The sequence below is a fragment of the Alteromonas infernus genome (assembly GCF_902705815.1).
Genome location: NZ_CACSIG010000017.1, coordinates 143,139 through 159,146 on the forward strand (window position 1 = coordinate 143,139; position 16,008 = coordinate 159,146).

The 16,008-nt window shown below is 45.1% G+C and carries 10 protein-coding genes and 2 pseudogenes; 8 read left to right on the plus strand and 4 right to left on the minus strand.

The annotated features are described in order from the left end of the window. Positions 1-201: 201 nt before the first annotated feature. Positions 202-1,038 (plus strand): HDOD domain-containing protein, encoded by an 837-nt coding sequence (locus ACX5J7_RS04450; RefSeq protein ID WP_015066226.1) that lies wholly within the window; start codon positions 202-204, stop codon positions 1,036-1,038. A 120-nt stretch (positions 1,039-1,158) separates the two neighbouring features. Here the strand turns inward: ACX5J7_RS04450 and ACX5J7_RS04455 are convergent, their stop codons facing one another. After that, positions 1,159-2,349, minus strand: coding sequence for a benzoate/H(+) symporter BenE family transporter (locus ACX5J7_RS04455; RefSeq protein ID WP_498706241.1), 1,191 nt, complete (start codon positions 2,347-2,349; stop codon positions 1,159-1,161). Positions 2,350-2,535: 186 nt separating this feature from the next. Here ACX5J7_RS04455 and ACX5J7_RS04460 point away from each other — a divergent pair. After that, positions 2,536-3,101 (plus strand): annotated as a pseudogene (locus ACX5J7_RS04460) (helix-turn-helix domain-containing protein). Positions 3,102-3,290: 189 nt separating this feature from the next. Here the strand turns inward: ACX5J7_RS04460 and rdgC are convergent. Beyond that, the gene (gene rdgC, locus ACX5J7_RS04465; protein WP_015066228.1) at positions 3,291-4,202 is read right to left on the minus strand and encodes a recombination-associated protein RdgC; all 912 of its coding nucleotides are present in this window, start codon (positions 4,200-4,202) and stop codon (positions 3,291-3,293) included. 135 nt (positions 4,203-4,337) lie between these two features. Beyond that, a complete protein-coding gene (locus tag ACX5J7_RS04470; protein ID WP_020742893.1) occupies positions 4,338-6,068 on the minus strand; it encodes a sensor histidine kinase in 1,731 nt (576 codons plus the stop codon). 262 nt (positions 6,069-6,330) lie between these two features. Between ACX5J7_RS04470 and phoB the strand changes: the two genes are divergently transcribed. The 5 genes and pseudogenes from phoB (at position 6,331) to ACX5J7_RS04495 (ending at position 15,409) form a co-directional block, all read left to right on the plus strand. Continuing rightward, on the plus strand, positions 6,331-7,020 hold the full coding sequence (gene phoB / locus ACX5J7_RS04475) for a phosphate regulon transcriptional regulator PhoB (protein WP_474372503.1): 690 nt from the start codon (positions 6,331-6,333) through the stop codon (positions 7,018-7,020). A 99-nt stretch (positions 7,021-7,119) separates the two neighbouring features. Continuing rightward, positions 7,120-8,421, plus strand: a complete 1,302-nt coding sequence (phoR, locus tag ACX5J7_RS04480; RefSeq protein WP_498706248.1) for a phosphate regulon sensor histidine kinase PhoR — start codon at positions 7,120-7,122, stop codon at positions 8,419-8,421. 140 nt (positions 8,422-8,561) lie between these two features. After that, positions 8,562-9,492, plus strand: a pseudogene (locus ACX5J7_RS04485) (PstS family phosphate ABC transporter substrate-binding protein). A 370-nt stretch (positions 9,493-9,862) separates the two neighbouring features. Then, positions 9,863-12,643: a beta-helix domain-containing protein gene (locus tag ACX5J7_RS04490; protein ID WP_015066232.1), complete on the plus strand. Its 2,781-nt coding sequence runs from the start codon at positions 9,863-9,865 to the stop codon at positions 12,641-12,643. Positions 12,644-12,760: 117 nt separating this feature from the next. After that, positions 12,761-15,409 carry a TonB-dependent receptor domain-containing protein gene (locus tag ACX5J7_RS04495; RefSeq protein WP_071958573.1) on the plus strand — a complete coding sequence of 883 codons (2,649 nt, stop codon included), beginning with the start codon at positions 12,761-12,763 and terminating at the stop codon, positions 15,407-15,409. A 23-nt stretch (positions 15,410-15,432) separates the two neighbouring features. Here ACX5J7_RS04495 and ACX5J7_RS04500 read toward each other — a convergent pair whose 3' ends face one another. Next, the gene (locus ACX5J7_RS04500) at positions 15,433-15,747 is read right to left on the minus strand and encodes a hypothetical protein (protein WP_498706250.1); all 315 of its coding nucleotides are present in this window, start codon (positions 15,745-15,747) and stop codon (positions 15,433-15,435) included. Here ACX5J7_RS04500 and ACX5J7_RS04505 point away from each other — a divergent pair, their 5' ends adjacent. After that, positions 15,748-15,954, plus strand: coding sequence for a hypothetical protein (locus tag ACX5J7_RS04505; RefSeq protein WP_012517740.1), 207 nt, complete (start codon positions 15,748-15,750; stop codon positions 15,952-15,954). Positions 15,955-16,008 lie beyond the last annotated feature (54 nt).

The following is a 16,008-nucleotide window of genomic DNA, read 5'->3' on the forward strand; positions in this document are numbered from 1 at the left end:
ATAGTATGGTGATAGAAATACGATAATAAAACAATAAACCTCCTGTATTTTTGCGTAACGAATAATGCCTTATGCTAATAAAGCAGGGAGAGTAAAGCATAAACGGTCATAGTTGATGCTGGTTTACGAGTACCAACTTGATTAACTGATACAGCAACTGATTGCCTTCTGGGCTATTTGGAACTTCCTAAGGGTAGAAATATGTCTACACAGAACGCGCTTTCAACCATCTTGGTTGAAAAAATTAACAACGATACTCTCGTCCTTCCTACACTTCCTGCTATCGCATTGAAAGTTCGTAAAGCAGCTGACGACCCTGATATAAACCTAAACGCAATGGGCGAGGTTATAGGTCAGGACCCGTCATTAAGCGCAAGAATGATTAAAATTGCTAATAGTGCTTATATGGGGCGTAGCGTTAAAGTGACTTCAGTTAGTCAGGCGGTAACGCGTATTGGTCTGCGCCAAATTAAGAACATTTCTACTGCCCTGGCAATGGAACAGCTATTTGTATCGAAAAACGACGTGGTTGCTCGGTATTTACAGCAGGAATGGGCCAATACTGTGAACATAGTGGCTAGTGCCATGGCGGTTTTACAGCTTTATATCGCCCGGACTAAAAATCGTGAAATGAGCATGGATACTATGACTTTGGCAGCCCTTGTTCATAACATTGGTGTGTTGCCTATTTTAACCGAAGCAGAGCGCCACCCTGAAGTATTTGCTAACCCAACATTTCTTGAAGTTGCGATAGATCAATTGTCGGGGCGAATCGGCGCGAGCATAATGAGAGAATGGGGCTTTGGCGATAGTTTCGTTAATGTGGCTAAAAACTGGAAAGATTTAAGCTACCTGCCTGATAACCTGAGCTATATCGATTTTGTACGTGTTGGCGCGGCGGTGTCAGGGGCTGCCGGCAGTCAAAAAGATGCTATTTTAAACTTAGCGATACAGCGCGGTGTTGTAGAAGATATGGGTGAACTACACTCTGATGAATTCGAAGAGCTAACAAGCGCAGCGAAGCAAATTTTCTTATAAGCAGTTAAGCTACCCCCAGATCTACACAATAATGTTAGGCCGATACAGAAGTGAATCTTCAAAACGTATCGGCCTTTTTGTTATGTAAGTTGCTATGGGTACAGCGCTAAATAAGCAACACTAGGCGTTAGCAGGTTTCTTTTGAACATACAGCAATATTAAGCCTAGCCCCAACCCCCACACTGCTGAAGTCATAGAAAATAAGCTAAAGCCTGACGCAGTACACAGCATAGTAAGCAGTGCAGGGGCCCTGTGATGTTCTATTTCCATAGCACGAACTACCGCCCCTTGAAGCGTAGCTAACAGAGCTAGCCCAGCAAGTAGGTGAATAATGATACTGGGCATGCTAACAAATAATGCTACGACCACAGACGCTAACAGCCCCATAAATATATACACCATACCGGCTGCAATAGCCGCTTTATAGCGCTGTGACTTTTCACTATCCGCTTGTTCACCCATGCACAATGCTGCTGTGATAGCGGCTAGGTTAAAGGTAAAGCCTCCAAATGGTGCTAATAGGGCTTGAGCAATGGCGATACCTGATAAAATAGGCTTATGGTCGGGTGTATAGCCGTGGGCGTGATGAATAGCAATACCAGGTAAGTTTTGAGAAAGTGTAGTAATAAGAAAAAGGGGAAAGGCTAACCCAATAGTGGCACTTAGCGAGAAAGTGGGTGTTACCCAAATAGGCACGGGCAGGGTAAATATTGATGACAGCCCTGATGAATCGCTTGTTAAAGCAACACCACCGTCTGCACTGCTCATAAACATACTAATGCCCACCGACATAACCAGCAGTAACAGCATTAGATAACGGGGAAATAGCCGGCTTCCTATTAGATAAACCGCGAGAAATAACGCGACTAAGTGCGGCGCATCGTTCACATCACTGAATATAGCAAGACATATAGGTAAGAGAATACCGGCCAAAAGTGCCGATGAGATTGCAGGCGGAATCCGACTAATTTGTTTAAGCAGGCTACGACTTTGAGCCGTTACAAGAGAAAGCATTGCGCATATTACAAAAGCACCAATGGCTTCGCTTAAACGGTAATTACCGATACTCGTTAACAAGAAAGCGGCGCCAGGGGTAGACCAAGCGGTAACAACGGGCAGCTTGGATAGCCACGAAAATAAAATACAGGTAATACCCATGCCTAGTCCAAGCGCGAATAACCAGCTTATTACCATGTCATCGCTAGCGCCGGCCTTACGTGCCACATCAATGATAATAACGACAGAACTACTGTAACCTACCGTAACGGCGGTAAGCCCTGCGCTGATATGACTTAACTTCCATTTACTCATGAAAACCCTCGTGATGGAATTTCGATTTGGAATCGACTGAGTGATAAAAACACGCTTTTAGCGTCTATTGATGTGCTACTCTACCTTTTTGTGCGCTATAACGTACAATAGGTAACTTACCATTCGTGCGTTATAACGCACAACTGCTTTATCAACTTTAGAGACGAAGTAAAAGGCCTTCATTACATGACAAAAGCAAATGCGCAGCCTTCTGCTATTTCAAAAAGCATTGCTCAACACCTGCAATCAGTTCGTACAGGGCGAGGCCTTTCACTTGATAAAACCGCCAAATTAACAGGGGTGTCCAAAGCCATGCTTGGGCAAATAGAGCGAGGTGAGTCTAGCCCAACTATCGCTACCTTATGGAAAATAGCCACAGGTCTTGCGTGTTCTTTTTCTTCTTTCTTGTCTGGTGACGAAACAGCGCCTACGTCTCAACACGCAGATGATAAGTTCGCTAACGACCCAAACGTAACCATTAAAACGCTATTCCCGTTTAATGCAGTCACTCAGTTTGAAATGTTTGAGCTTTGCTTGAAGGACTTTCATGAGCAGCACTCTTCGGCGCACCAAATAGGTGTAACAGAACACATTCACGTATTACAAGGGAAGTTAGGGGGGTTTTGCAAGATGGTCAATGGCAAGCCTATCAAGCGCAAGAGCAATGTATATTGCACGCAGATCAGCCACACGGTTATCGAGATGAAGTAGGAGAAACGCGCTTTGTTGTGGTAATTCACTACCCTGTTTAAAGTGGCTAAGTAATGTTTTTTGAGCGGCTAGAAAGCTTTTGTAAAAAATCGCTTCTACAAAAGCAAGCTAATTAGAAACGGTACTCTAGGGATATTTATGAAAAGCCTAATTACTGTAATAGTGATTAGGCTTTGAATTAAATGCTCAATTGATATTAGAGAATAGATTGCGTTCTACTGATCGCTCGCTCACAAACTATCGTCGTTAAGATTAAGCGCACCACGAAGGAAGTTTAGCAGCGTACAAATTTCGGCTGACATCAGCGCAAATTCCGCGTCAAGGCGCGCTTCTACCTGATCTTTTGGTACGTCGTCAGTTTCTTCTTTAATGCGGTCGGTGAACTTAATGCGTTTAATGGCACCATCTTCACACATAATAGCCGTTAGCGTCTCTGCATATTCAAATGCGACTTTTTGGACCAGCTTACCTGCATCTAGGTGAATAGTAATTTCTTCGCTGTCTAGCGGCTGGTTTTTACAGCGGATAACGCTGCCTGTGTCATCAGTTGATTTAAATTCAGCTTCTTCAAGTAAGCCTACGCCTTCAGGCGTTGCCTCAGTAACCCAATGGGTAAGTTCGCTTTGAAGGCTTCTGCGCGTAAACGGCACAACAGGCAGCGAGCCTATGGCCTTTCTTACCATGGCCAAAAAGGCTTCGGCTTTGCCGTCAGAAGACGCATCAACCACCACCAAATTGTCGGCTAACGAGATAAAACCATGAGTGTAGGTGTTTTTTGTAAAGGCCTGAGGCAGCAAGCGGGTTTGAATTTCTTGCTTAAGGTCGGCTTTGGCTTTTTTGCCAACCGGCGAGCCTGTTTCCATTTCTATCTTGGCTGCCATTTCATCAAGTTCAGCATTAACCACAGCAGAAGGAAGAATCTTTTCTTGTTTCTTTAGCGTTATCCAAAAACGCTGTTGAACAACGTGAAACATGGTGCCTTGCTTACCAGCCTGAGAAAACGGGGAAGCAAACCCCATAGTTGCCATATCTTGGCTGCCGCACGGGCGGAAAGCATGCTTGTTAAGGGCACGCTCTAAATCGCCCTCATCTAGCGATAGCGGTTGAGTAATTTGATAGGCTTTTACATTTTTAAACCACATAGTGTAAGCATTCTCTTGATAAAAATAGGGCGCAAGCGTACCAATGTAAGTGGCACTGCGCAATTGAATAAAAAGGTATTAAGTCATGATTGTACGCTTAACGTGCGACCTGTCTAAAAATGAATACTAGGCGTGTCACGTACTCTTTTTGGGGAAGCGAATAGTATAATGCAAGCCTTGCTCTGGCGCACTTTGCGCTTCAATATGCCCGTTTAGTGACTGCGTCACTAAGTTATACATAATATGCGTTCCCAAGCCACTGCCGCCTTGTCCACGTTTTGTTGTGAAGAAGGCGTCAAACAGTTTTTCTAATGCCTCTTCATTTAGCCCGTTACCATTATCGGTGTAGTCGATAACCACATTGTCACCCGCGTCTTTCACCACTAAATTAATGGTGCCGGTGGTTTTACCTTCAAAGCCGTGGGTAAGCGAGTTCACAACCATATTGGTAACAATTTGTGCAATAGCGCCAGGCGCACATTTCACTACTAAGTTGTCGGGGCAAGAGACATTAATTTCATACTCGGTATGTTTAAAGCTTGGTTTAAGCGACAGAATAATCTCATTAATGTAGTCGCCAAGTACAAATTCTCGTTCTGTTTCACTTGTCTGGTCTACCGCTACTTGCTTGAAACTGGCAATGAGATCAGAAGCGCGCTCTAAATTGTTCAGTAGCAGTAGGGCGGTTTGTTCTGCTTCATCAATAAAGCTCGACATGCTTTTACTGGTTAGGCTTTTATCTTCAAAGTCGGTTTTTAGGTTATTTAGGCGCTCTTGAAGAAAGCTTGCTGCGGTAACGCTTACGCCTAACGGCGTATTCACATCATGGGCGATACCTGCAACTAAACCACCAAGCGACGCCATGCGCTCAGACTCTACAAGTTGTTCTTGAGTCTGACGAAGCGTATTCATGGAGTTAGCTAATTCTTGATTACGTTTTCTAAGCTCAGCTTCTATGTACTGACGGTTCTCGTTTTCTTGGCGCAACTCCCGCTGATGGGCGATAAGTTCGTCTTTTTGCTGCTCCAAATCCAGCATAATTTGAGAAAGAGAAGCGGTTTTCTTTGCCACCTCTTGTTCTAAAATAAGGTTTTGGTCGTCTAACTTTCTGTTGGCGAGGGTTAATTCGCTTTTGGCGTCGTTAAGATTGTTTTTCGAAACTATCAAATCGTCAATGACGCCGTTGTACGACTCTTTGAGCTGTAAAAGCTCGTTATCGTCTTCTAGCTCTATATTGATTTTGCTGTCTCTGAGGTGCTCGGGGTCGAAGTTACCCATTTGTTCGGTAATACTTTGAAGCGGCTCTGAGAGCATAGTGCGAAAGGCTGTCATGAACAGAAATACAAGAAATGTGGTTTTTACGATAGCGTTTCCGATAAGGAAAAATACGCCCACCTCTATGCGACTAAAAATAGTATCAAAACTAGAATAAAGGGTAACATCACCCACCGTTGATTCGCGTCCCGAAAACTTAAAAACGAGAGGGAAACTGTAGCTGAATACCCCGCCAGAATGGTCTTCGATAACTTCGCGATCAATGGGCGCAAGTGAACGTTTTGCACGAATACCATAGTCTGCAATGTAGTTGCCGTTTTCTCCGCGAACCTGCAGGCCTTCAACGATGGGCAGTGACATCAGCCCTTCGGAGATGGCGCGGACCTGATCGTTATTGAGCTCCCACATTGCGCGGGTAAGGCTAGAGGAAAACGTGTTCTTCAAAGTTTGAAGTTCGCTTTCTACGTGATTTTTAGTGCTGAGGTACTCTGTGAAGATCTGTCCTATTGTTACCAGAAGAGTCAGCGAGAAATACACCGATAACACTCTGGCTAAGAGCTTCCTTGATAACCCTGTCTTGACCGCAGTCATTGATAAACATACCCCTGTTACATCAGACTCTATATTCTCTATACATAGTTTCGAGCGTTGCGTTTTAGCATAGAGTGATTGGTAATTTCGACGATTCAAGAATATGCGTAAAAGAAATAATAAACAAGATTAAGCGCTTAAACTTTGGGCGAAGTTGTTTTATTACCGTATTAAACTTGACACATTAATGTAATCGTTTTAATAAAACTGTCACAGACCACATTAATAATAACGGCGTTTAATAATGAGCAGGAATATAACGATGTCTCGTACAGTGTTGGTGGTTGAGGACGAAGCGCCTATCCGTGAAATGCTTAAGTTCGTACTTGAGCAGTCGGGCTTTAATATTATTGAAGCCGAAGATTATGACATCGCGCAAGAAAAAATTTGCGAACCCTATCCGGATTTAATCTTATTAGATTGGATGCTGCCGGGAGGAAGCGGTGTACAGCTAGCGAAAAGTTTAAAGCAACATGAATTTACCCGTGATATACCGGTAATTATGCTTACCGCGCGTGGCGAAGAAGAAGACAAAATTCGCGGCCTTGACGCAGGTGCTGACGATTACGTCACCAAGCCTTTCTCTCCTAAAGAGTTAGTGGCGCGAATAAAAGCGGTCATGCGCAGAGTAACACCGACCTCAAACGAAGAGCCTATCGAATTTAACGGGCTTAAGTTAGAGCCGGTTTCCCACCGTGTTATGGCTAACGAAGAGCCCCTAGACATGGGCCCAACTGAGTTCAAGTTATTACACTTTTTTATGACGCACCCAGAGCGTGTGTACAGTCGAGAACTTTTACTTGATAACGTGTGGGGAACAAACGTGTATGTAGAAGATAGAACGGTAGACGTTCATATCCGACGCCTGCGCAAAGCTACCTCTCGTCATGGCCATGATGCTATGATCCAAACCGTACGCGGTGCGGGCTATCGTTTTTCTACTAAACTGTAATTAACGAAGATGTTAAGGGAGTGGCAATGCGCTATTCCCTCTTGCCTTTACGATTTTTGAGCGAATGTATTTTCCACCATTAACAACGCGAGTTATTTCATGTATTACCCTTTCTCTTGGTTGAGAAGTACACTGCGACTAGTGCTATTCCTTGTGGTTTTTGCGCTGGTGGGGTGGTATTTGGATGACATGTTGTTCGCAGTAGCAATAGGTGCAACCCTGCTCTTATTGTTTAATTATTGGCACCTTTATAAACTTAACCGTTGGCTATGGCATAGCCGTAAGATGTCTCCACCTACTGTGCGTGGCGTGTGGGAGCATATCTATGAAGGCATTTACTATCTTCAGCGCCGTAACCGCAATAAACGCAAGGAATTGGGCGAATTGGTTAAGCGCTTCAGAGAAGGTTCTGAAGCCCTGCCAGATGCCGCTGTGGTAGTTGATGCTAAGGCGTGTATTATTTGGTGTAACCGCCTAGCGCGACTAGATTTAGGGCTTAAGTGGCCACAGGATTCAGGCCGTCGAATAGACAACTTGCTGCGACATCCTGAGTTTATTCAGTACTTTCATGCAGGTAACTATAAATACCCGATTGAAGTACCGTCGCCAACTAATCCGAATAAAACCTTTGAATATCGCATCATGCCCTACGGGGAAGAGCACTTGCTGCTTATTGCCCGTGATATAACACGGGTTTCTCAACTTGAAGAAATGCGCAAAGATTTTGTGGCCAATGTATCTCATGAGCTTCGCACGCCGCTAACGGTGATTAATGGATATTTGGAAATTCTTCCTGTAGATGAAGAATCAGGCCCGTTTATGCATAAAGCGATGAAGGAAATGACATCGCAAACCCATCGCATGCAAAACCTGATAGAAGATTTGCTGGTATTGTCACGCATTGAGGCAAGTTCAGAACGCATTTACGAAAACGTGGTCAATATTCCTACAGTGCTAGCCCAAGTGGAAAGAGAAGCACAGGCGCTCAATAAAGAAAAGAACCACAAAATAAACTTTCATATTGATGAAGAGCTTTATGTATTTGGCGTAGAAACCGAACTTAGAAGTGCGTGCTCAAACTTGGTGTTCAATGCGGTGCACTACACACCCGCCGGCGGCGAAATTAACGTCTATTGGCAGCGAAAGGCAAACGGCGTGCAATTTTCTGTTGTGGATAATGGCGATGGTATTGAGCAAAATCATCTTAACCGCCTTACCGAACGTTTCTATCGCGTTGATAAAGCCCGCTCAAGAAAAACCGGCGGATCGGGGCTGGGCCTATCCATTGTAAAACACGTGCTAAGTCATCATAATTCTCGCCTAGAGATTACGAGTACACTTGGCGAGGGCAGTAACTTCTCGTTTGTATTAGATAAAGAACTTATTGCTGAGCAGCTGTAGTGTTTAAGGTTTTTAAAAGTGATAGTTATGCAATCAGAACACCAGGTGATTACGGGGGAGTATCAGTGAGCGTACATCGTTTTAGCCTGTTAAGCTTGGTCTTTTTTGGTTGTACTCTATTGTCGTTAAAAACGCCAGCCGTGGTTTTAGAGCAAGAGCGTGAACAGACCGTGACGAAAGCCTATCAAGTGCCGGCTTACGAACGTGTACCGGGCGTAGCGGGGAAGATATCTTCAGTAGGTTCAGACACATTGGCGAACTTAATGACCTTTTGGTCTCAAGAGTTTAAAACGCTTTATCCTCAAGTAGGCTTTCAAATTCAAGCTTCGGGTTCATCGACTGCCCCTCCAGCGCTTATCGAAGGCACCGCGACAATAGGGCCAATGAGTCGTGAACTAAAGCCTAGCGAAATAAGAGACTTCACCCGCACACACGGTTATCCACCCACAGTATTAAAAGTGGCAATGGATGCCATCGCAATTTTTGTTGATAGACGCAACCCGCTACCGGGTATGACCCTTGATCAGGTGGATGCGGTTTTTTCCGAGACCCAGTTTTGTGGTAGCGATAATGAAATTACGACGTGGTCTCAACTCGGGGTGAATGACGTAGCGTACCGTTCTCCTATCCGGCTATATGGCCGGAACTCAGTATCGGGAACCTATGGTTTATTTAAAGTCATGGCGCTGTGTGACGGCGATTTTAAAAAATACGGTGAACGAGCAGCCGGGTTCTGCATCGGTGGTGCTGTCGGTAGCCAGCGGTACTGGCGCCATCGGTTATGCTGCCTATGGTTATAAAACCGCGGGCGTGCGCGCACTGCCATTAGGTGAGTCTATGGACAACTTAATCCCCCTGTCTATCGATACTGTTCGCAATGAATCCTACCCCTTTGCTCGCTTTCTTTATTTAGTTATCAATAAAAAGCCGGGCGAACCGTTACCCACCCTAGAACGAGAGTTTTTACGGTACATATTATCTAAAGAAGGGCAGCGACAAGTATTAAGGGATGGGTATTTCCCCATTCGTGAAGATGTGCTTGTTCGTCAGCGTCGCTTGTTGAGTGAATAATTAAGCGCCAAGCTATAGTGCTTACACCGCTTTTTGCCATAGCTCGCCCTGTCATAATAGCGTCATAAAAAATGAGTCCATGCGCCCAATGGCATCTATCTTGTGCTTTTTTTAACTTGAACCGACGTTGAGTAACCTCTTTCACATCACAGCCATAAAGACGACGAGTAGTTTGCCAGCATCAAAAAAATAGTTAAAAACTAAAAGCTTGAACAGAATTAGCGGTTTTAACTTGCTTTTTTTAGCTCAAAAATGAACTTTTTCTGTGAAACTTTTGTTACAGCGCCTTAATGTAACAAATGTGTCATCTACCTTAGGTAAAGTTTCCGCGTTTTCAAAATCCATAATTATACCGTACTTGGAGAAACACATGGAACTTAAGCAACTTTTCAAAGCTTCGGCTATCGCTACAGCGCTTGTGCTAGCAGGCTGTGGCGGCGACATCAATATCAGTGAAGGCGATATTGATAACAGCGTAACTAATAACAACGGTGGCGACACTGGTGGTGATACAGGTGGCGATACAGGTTCAGATGATACAGCTCCAGGTGAATCAAGTACTTTCCTTAGCGGCGAAGTAAGCGACGCATTCGGTCAAGACGTTGAAGTTCGCGTACTTACCGGCCGTTTAACTGCAGATGACGCAGACGACCAAGGCGTAATCACACTAACTAACGACACAGTATGGGCACTTGAAGGTCCAGTATTTATCGGTAACGACAAAGCAGACAGCGTAACGCTTGCTATTGAAGAAGGTACAATAATCTTCGGTCGTACTGGTGCAGATTATCTGGTTGTAAGCCGTGATTCAAAAATTGAAGCAGAAGGTACTGCATCTGCTCCTATCATCATGACATCATTCAATGACGTGGTAGGTGATGAAGTTGGCGCAGGCCAATGGGGTGGCGTTGTTATCCTTGGTAACGGTACGTCAACTAAGTGTCCACAAGATGGTTCTGACTGTGCGCTTCAAGTAGAAGGTGCAGAAGAAGGTGCGGTATTCGGTGGTACTGACGATACAGACAACTCTGGTATCCTTAAGTACGTTGTTGTTAAGTATGCGGGCTTTGAAATTGCACCAGACAATGAACTTAACGGTATTACTTTTGGTGGTGTTGGTTCAGGTACAGAAGTTGATTACGTACAGGTTCACAGCAACGCTGATGACGGTGTTGAATTCTTCGGCGGTGCGGTTAATGCGAAACACTTAGTACTTACTGCTAACCAAGATGACTCAGTAGACTGGGACAACGGTTATAAAGGTAAGCTTCAGTATGTTTACGTGCAGCACGCTGCTGACAACTCTGACGCTAACCGCGGTATCGAAGGTGACGGTGACGGCGGTGACGGCCTTGAATTCTCTAAGCCAATGATCGCTAACATGACAGTTATCGGTAACACGTTCGACACAGCCGATGCTGACTCTGAAGGTCTTCTACTTCGCGACCAAACTGGCGCAAATCTAATGAACTTCCTTATCACTGGTCCAGAAGCAATGGGCGAGTGTTTAGAAATGGACACTGACGAAACGGTTCAAGCTAACCTTTCTGACGGTGACCTAACCATGACTTATTCAGCAATTGCATGTTCTGAGCCGTTTAACTCACCTGAAGGTGCCGTTGATCTAGAAGCGTGGTTCACAGGCCAAGACGGCAACCAGCTTATCGCGTTTGAAGACCGTGCTAACCTTGGTCTAAACCCTGACGGTACATTAACCGCAGAAAGCGCGCTTCTTACAGCGGGTGGCGACGCGTCTACATTGCTTGATACTTTCTTTGAAGCGAACACATTTGTTGGTGCGGTTGGTGAAACTGACTGGCGTGAAGGTTGGGCATTTGGTTTCGGTGGCGGTAACATCGAGCTAGTACAATCTGCTTCAGGCTGTCCATCAGGTACCACTTCAATTACACCAGTAGACGGTTCAACCACTACGTGTGAAGTGTCTGGTACTATTACATCTGACCTTACGCTTACAGAAGGTAACTTCTACGCGCTTTCAGGTGCAGTATTTGTAGGTGGAGATAAAGAGAACAGCGCAACCCTTACTGTTGAGCCAGGCGTAACCGTTTACGGCGCGTCGGGTAACGACTACCTAGTAATCAGCCGTGACTCTGAAATCAACGCAAACGGTACTGCTGAAAACCCAATTACATTCACTTCACGTGACCACGTTGTTGGCGGTCTAGAAGCGGGTGAAGCTGGTCAATGGGGCGGCATGATCGTGCTAGGTAACGGTGAATCAACTAAATGCCCTCAAGACGGTACGTCATGTTCACTTCAGGTTGAAGGTGCACAAGAAGGTGCAGTGTTTGGCGGAACTGACAACACAGATAGCTCAGGTACACTTCGCTATGTACGTGTAATGCACGGTGGTTTTGAAATCGCACCAGATAACGAACTAAACGGTATTACGTTTGGTGGTGTGGGCTCTGGTACTACTGTTGAGTATGTACAGGTTCACAAAAACGCAGATGACGGTGTTGAGTTCTTCGGTGGTGCAGTAAACGTTAAGTACCTTACGCTAACCGGTATTCAAGACGACTCTGTAGACTGGGATAACGGCTATAAAGGTAAGCTACAGTTTGTTCTTGTTAAGCACGCAGACGACAACTCTGATGCTAACCGCGCAATTGAAGGCGACGGTGACGGCGGCGACGGTACAGCGTTCTCTAACCCAATGATTGCTAACATGACGATTATTGGCAACGAGTTCGATACTGCTGACGCTGATTCAGAAGGTGTTTTACTTCGCGACCAAACTAACGCACAGCTTTACAACTTTGTTGTAACAGGCCCTGCAGGCATGGGTGAGTGTTTTGAAGCTGACCTAAGCGATGGCGACACTACGCTACTTGCTAACATGGATGGCACTAACACGCCACAGCTTACTTTTGAAACGTCAGTACTAGCTTGTGCTGAAAACATCAATAACTCTGGTGATTTCGACCAAGAAGCATGGTTTACTGCGCAAACTGGAAACACGTTGCTAGATAACACTGCGACAGTACTTAACGGTATCTACACAGTAGATGCAACAGTTGCAACAGATGTGTCTACACTAGATAGCTTCTTCTCTTCAGTAGACTTTATCGGTGCAGTAAAAGACGCTGACAACGATTGGACAGCGGGTTGGACTGTAGGTCTTGAATAAGGCCTAATCCATTAAGCCCTAGACAAGCAAGTGCGTTGCAAAAGTAGCGCACTTGCTTTTAAGTTTGTAAGACACGAATTTTATTCGTGACAGTATTCCTTTCTAAAGAGGTTCATCATGAACAGACCTGCTAACAGGTTTCTTCTAAAACCCATCAGCTTAGCCGTTGCTGCAAGCATGTTGCTTCCAACGTCTATAGCTTTCGCTCAATCAAATGAAGATGAAGTGATTGAGGAAGTTGTCGCTACTGGTACACGCCTAAAGGGTACCGCAACGGCAGTAATGGAAGAACGTAAAAACCAAGCTTTCGTAGCAGATATTATGGGTGCTGAGCAAATAGCTCGTACCGGTGATAGTGATGCAGCGGGAGCGCTTCGTCGTGTAACTGGTCTAACATTGGTAGATGGTCGATTCATCTACGTTCGTGGTCTTGGTGAGCGTTACTCATCAACACAATTAAACGGTGCCATTGTTCCAAGCCCAGACCCTACGCGTAATGTTATTCCTCTCGATTTATTCCCATCGAGTATTATTGAGAGCCTAGCGGTTCAAAAATCGTATTCACCGTCAATGCCTGCAGCATTCGGTGGTGGTAACGTAAATATCCGATTAAAATCTATACCTACACAGCGCGTGTTTAACGTATCTGCAGCCGTTGGTATCGATACGGAAAACTCTGGTGACGTGTTAGATTATGCCGGTGGCGGTCGCGATTGGACAGGTGAAGACGACGGCACACGTGCTGCGTCTGCCGCTATTCAAGAACGTTGGGATTCTAAAAACTTCTTAGACGACCTAGAGCCAGAAGAAGCACTAGAGCTGTTTAAAGGCGTGAACAGAGAATACGGGCTAGAAAGAGAGTCTGCTGATCCTGATATGCGCGTGAACGTCACTTATGGTGATAGTTACGATTATGATGACGACTGGCGCTTTGGCTTTTTGGTAACTTCACGTTATTCAGCCCAAACCCGCTCTTCTGAAGAATACGAACTACAAGACCCTGACTTAGTGGGCGATGACATTATTAATGTACGCTTCTTTGATGATATCCAAGGTACTGAGCAAACGGTTACCTGGTCTTCACTATTAACACTAGGTGTAGACTATAACCGTCAACATCGTATTGATTATAGTCTTATTGTGCTAAACGATACCCGCGATGAAATTCGTGAAATGTTTGGTAATACGGAAAACTTGAACCAAGCAGAAGGGTTGCGTATTCGCGATATCGACGTTCAATATGAAGAGCGTTCGCTTTATACCAATCAGCTTAAAGGTCAGCACACAATCCCTGAACTAAACTTCATGGGCATTGACTGGACTTACTCATTAGGTCGCTCTGTACGTCACGCACCGGGTAACTTCAACGCGCGTTTCGTAATGGAAGACGCGAATGAGGACGGTATCTTCGACGCCGAGAACGAAATCTTCTTGTCAGATGCACAAACTGCTGCACGTTATACTTTCCAAGACCTTCACGATCGCTTGGAGAACTTTGGCTATAACGTGACTTACCCAATGTCATTCGGTAAGTGGGAAACTGAGTACAAAGTGGGCGCAAGCTTTGTTACGAAAACGCGTACTGCTGAAAACCGCCGTTTCGACATCAATACACTTGGTGTTGAAGACCGCTCTATTTTAGATGGTAACGACTTTAGTGAAATCTTCAGCGACGATGTGTTAGACACGCTTTCACTGTCTAGCCGCCCACTTATTCGCGACACGACCATTGCGGGCGATGATTACGTAGCAGGTCAAAAAATCGATGCTTACTATCTAGAAGCTGATTTCTTCTACGACAACAAGTGGCGTTTCACTGGTGGTGCACGTTATGAAGACTTCCGTCAGGTAGTGGCGCCATTAGACCCGCGTACTAATCAGTTTGATTTAAGTGACGAAGCCGATCGTTCGCAGTTAGCGTTCCAAGAAGACGGGTTTTATCCAGCGCTTGCTGTAACCTACTTCCTTGAAGATGATATGCAACTGCGTGCAAGTATTGGTCAAACGGTAGTTCGCCCAGATCTTCGTGAAGTATCTTCAGCGACTTACCTAGACCCGTTAACTAACTTCCCAATCGCGGGTACGCCGGGTGTAAGTACGACTGATATTATTAACTATGACTTACGTTGGGAATGGTACCGTGAAGCAGGCAATAACCTATCGGTAGGCTTATTCTACAAAGATATGGAAGCGCCAATTGAATCGGTACAGTCTCCGGCCCAGGATGGCCCACCGCTTATTCGTATTGCTAATGCTGAATCTGGTGAAGTTTACGGGGTTGAAGTTGAGTTCCTTCAAGACTTAGCCTTTATTGGCGATGGTATTTGGGACAACCTATTTACTACCGGTAACATTACCGTGAGTGACTCTGAAATTGTACTTGACCGTCAGAACATTGTAGAGCAAACCGGTGTATCTGCGGCGATTACCAACGTTGAACGTCGTATGACGGGTCACTCTCAGTATGTGTTAAACATGCAGTTAGGTTACGACTCAGACAACGGCGAACACTCTGCGTCGTTGGTATACAACGTATTTGGTGAGCGTATTCTCATTCCGGGTATCGATGGCTTCGACGATAACTTCGAACAGCCATTCCACTCACTGGATATGGTTTACAAGTACTACCCAGACTTTAATAGCACTGTCACATTACGTGTTCAGAATATCTTAGGTGAAGATCGTGAAATTGAGTTTAACGATACGCTGCTTAGGTCTGAGACACGCGGGACAGGTATTAGATTGTCGTTTAAATACGACTTCTAAATCTGAACTTGATACAAAGGCCGCTAATCAGCGGCCTTTTTTGTTTGCCCAGCGAAGCTGGCAAACCCGTCAGGTTGAAAGAAACCTGAATCACCCTGACTGAGGGGAAGATAATCCGAATGGCAAGGGCGCTGTTGGCCAACGATAGGGTCTGAAGGAAGCCATAGGAAGTTAGAGGTACACAACGAAAGTGAACCTGATTCGGCAAGGCAGGTGGGTAAGCGTGCAAAATAGCGCGAAGCCCGATACTCAGTCAGACCTGTTTTGTGTTTGAGGGTGGAATTTCTAACAGGGAGCCAGTGCAGTAACTGGGGAAGCCTGGCATTGGATCCAATCAAATGGTTGGACGTATCGTTCAAGGAGTGATCCAAGAATGTTGCGAGTGTGAGGTGGCAGATGAACCCGTAGTAGTGAGTAAGGCTAGGCCGATGAAAGCCAGTAATGGTGTGGAGGGTAAAACCAAGCCGACTATCAGCATTGTGTTTGATAGGATCCATTTTAGCCAAAAGCTTAAATGGATTGCGAAGGGGGGAAGCAGACTTTAAGACTCTGATGAGTTGTGAGTTTTTTTATCATTGATACACAAGCCGCCTGATCAG

Bases quoted from the DNA above. Each gene is read 5' to 3' on its own strand.
- phoB (WP_474372503.1), top strand. From the start codon at position 6,331: ATGTCTCGTACAGTGTTGGTGGTTGAGGACGAAGCGCCTATCCGTGAA.
- phoR (WP_498706248.1), top strand. From the start codon at position 7,120: ATGTATTACCCTTTCTCTTGGTTGAGAAGTACACTGCGACTAGTGCTA.
- ACX5J7_RS04505 (WP_012517740.1), top strand. From the start codon at position 15,748: ATGGTTGGACGTATCGTTCAAGGAGTGATCCAAGAATGTTGCGAGTGT.
- ACX5J7_RS04470 (WP_020742893.1), bottom strand. From the start codon at position 6,068: ATGACTGCGGTCAAGACAGGGTTATCAAGGAAGCTCTTAGCCAGAGTG.
- ACX5J7_RS04450 (WP_015066226.1), top strand. From the start codon at position 202: ATGTCTACACAGAACGCGCTTTCAACCATCTTGGTTGAAAAAATTAAC.
- ACX5J7_RS04495 (WP_071958573.1), top strand. From the start codon at position 12,761: ATGAACAGACCTGCTAACAGGTTTCTTCTAAAACCCATCAGCTTAGCC.
- ACX5J7_RS04455 (WP_498706241.1), bottom strand. From the start codon at position 2,349: ATGAGTAAATGGAAGTTAAGTCATATCAGCGCAGGGCTTACCGCCGTT.
- rdgC (WP_015066228.1), bottom strand. From the start codon at position 4,202: ATGTGGTTTAAAAATGTAAAAGCCTATCAAATTACTCAACCGCTATCG.
- ACX5J7_RS04490 (WP_015066232.1), top strand. From the start codon at position 9,863: ATGGAACTTAAGCAACTTTTCAAAGCTTCGGCTATCGCTACAGCGCTT.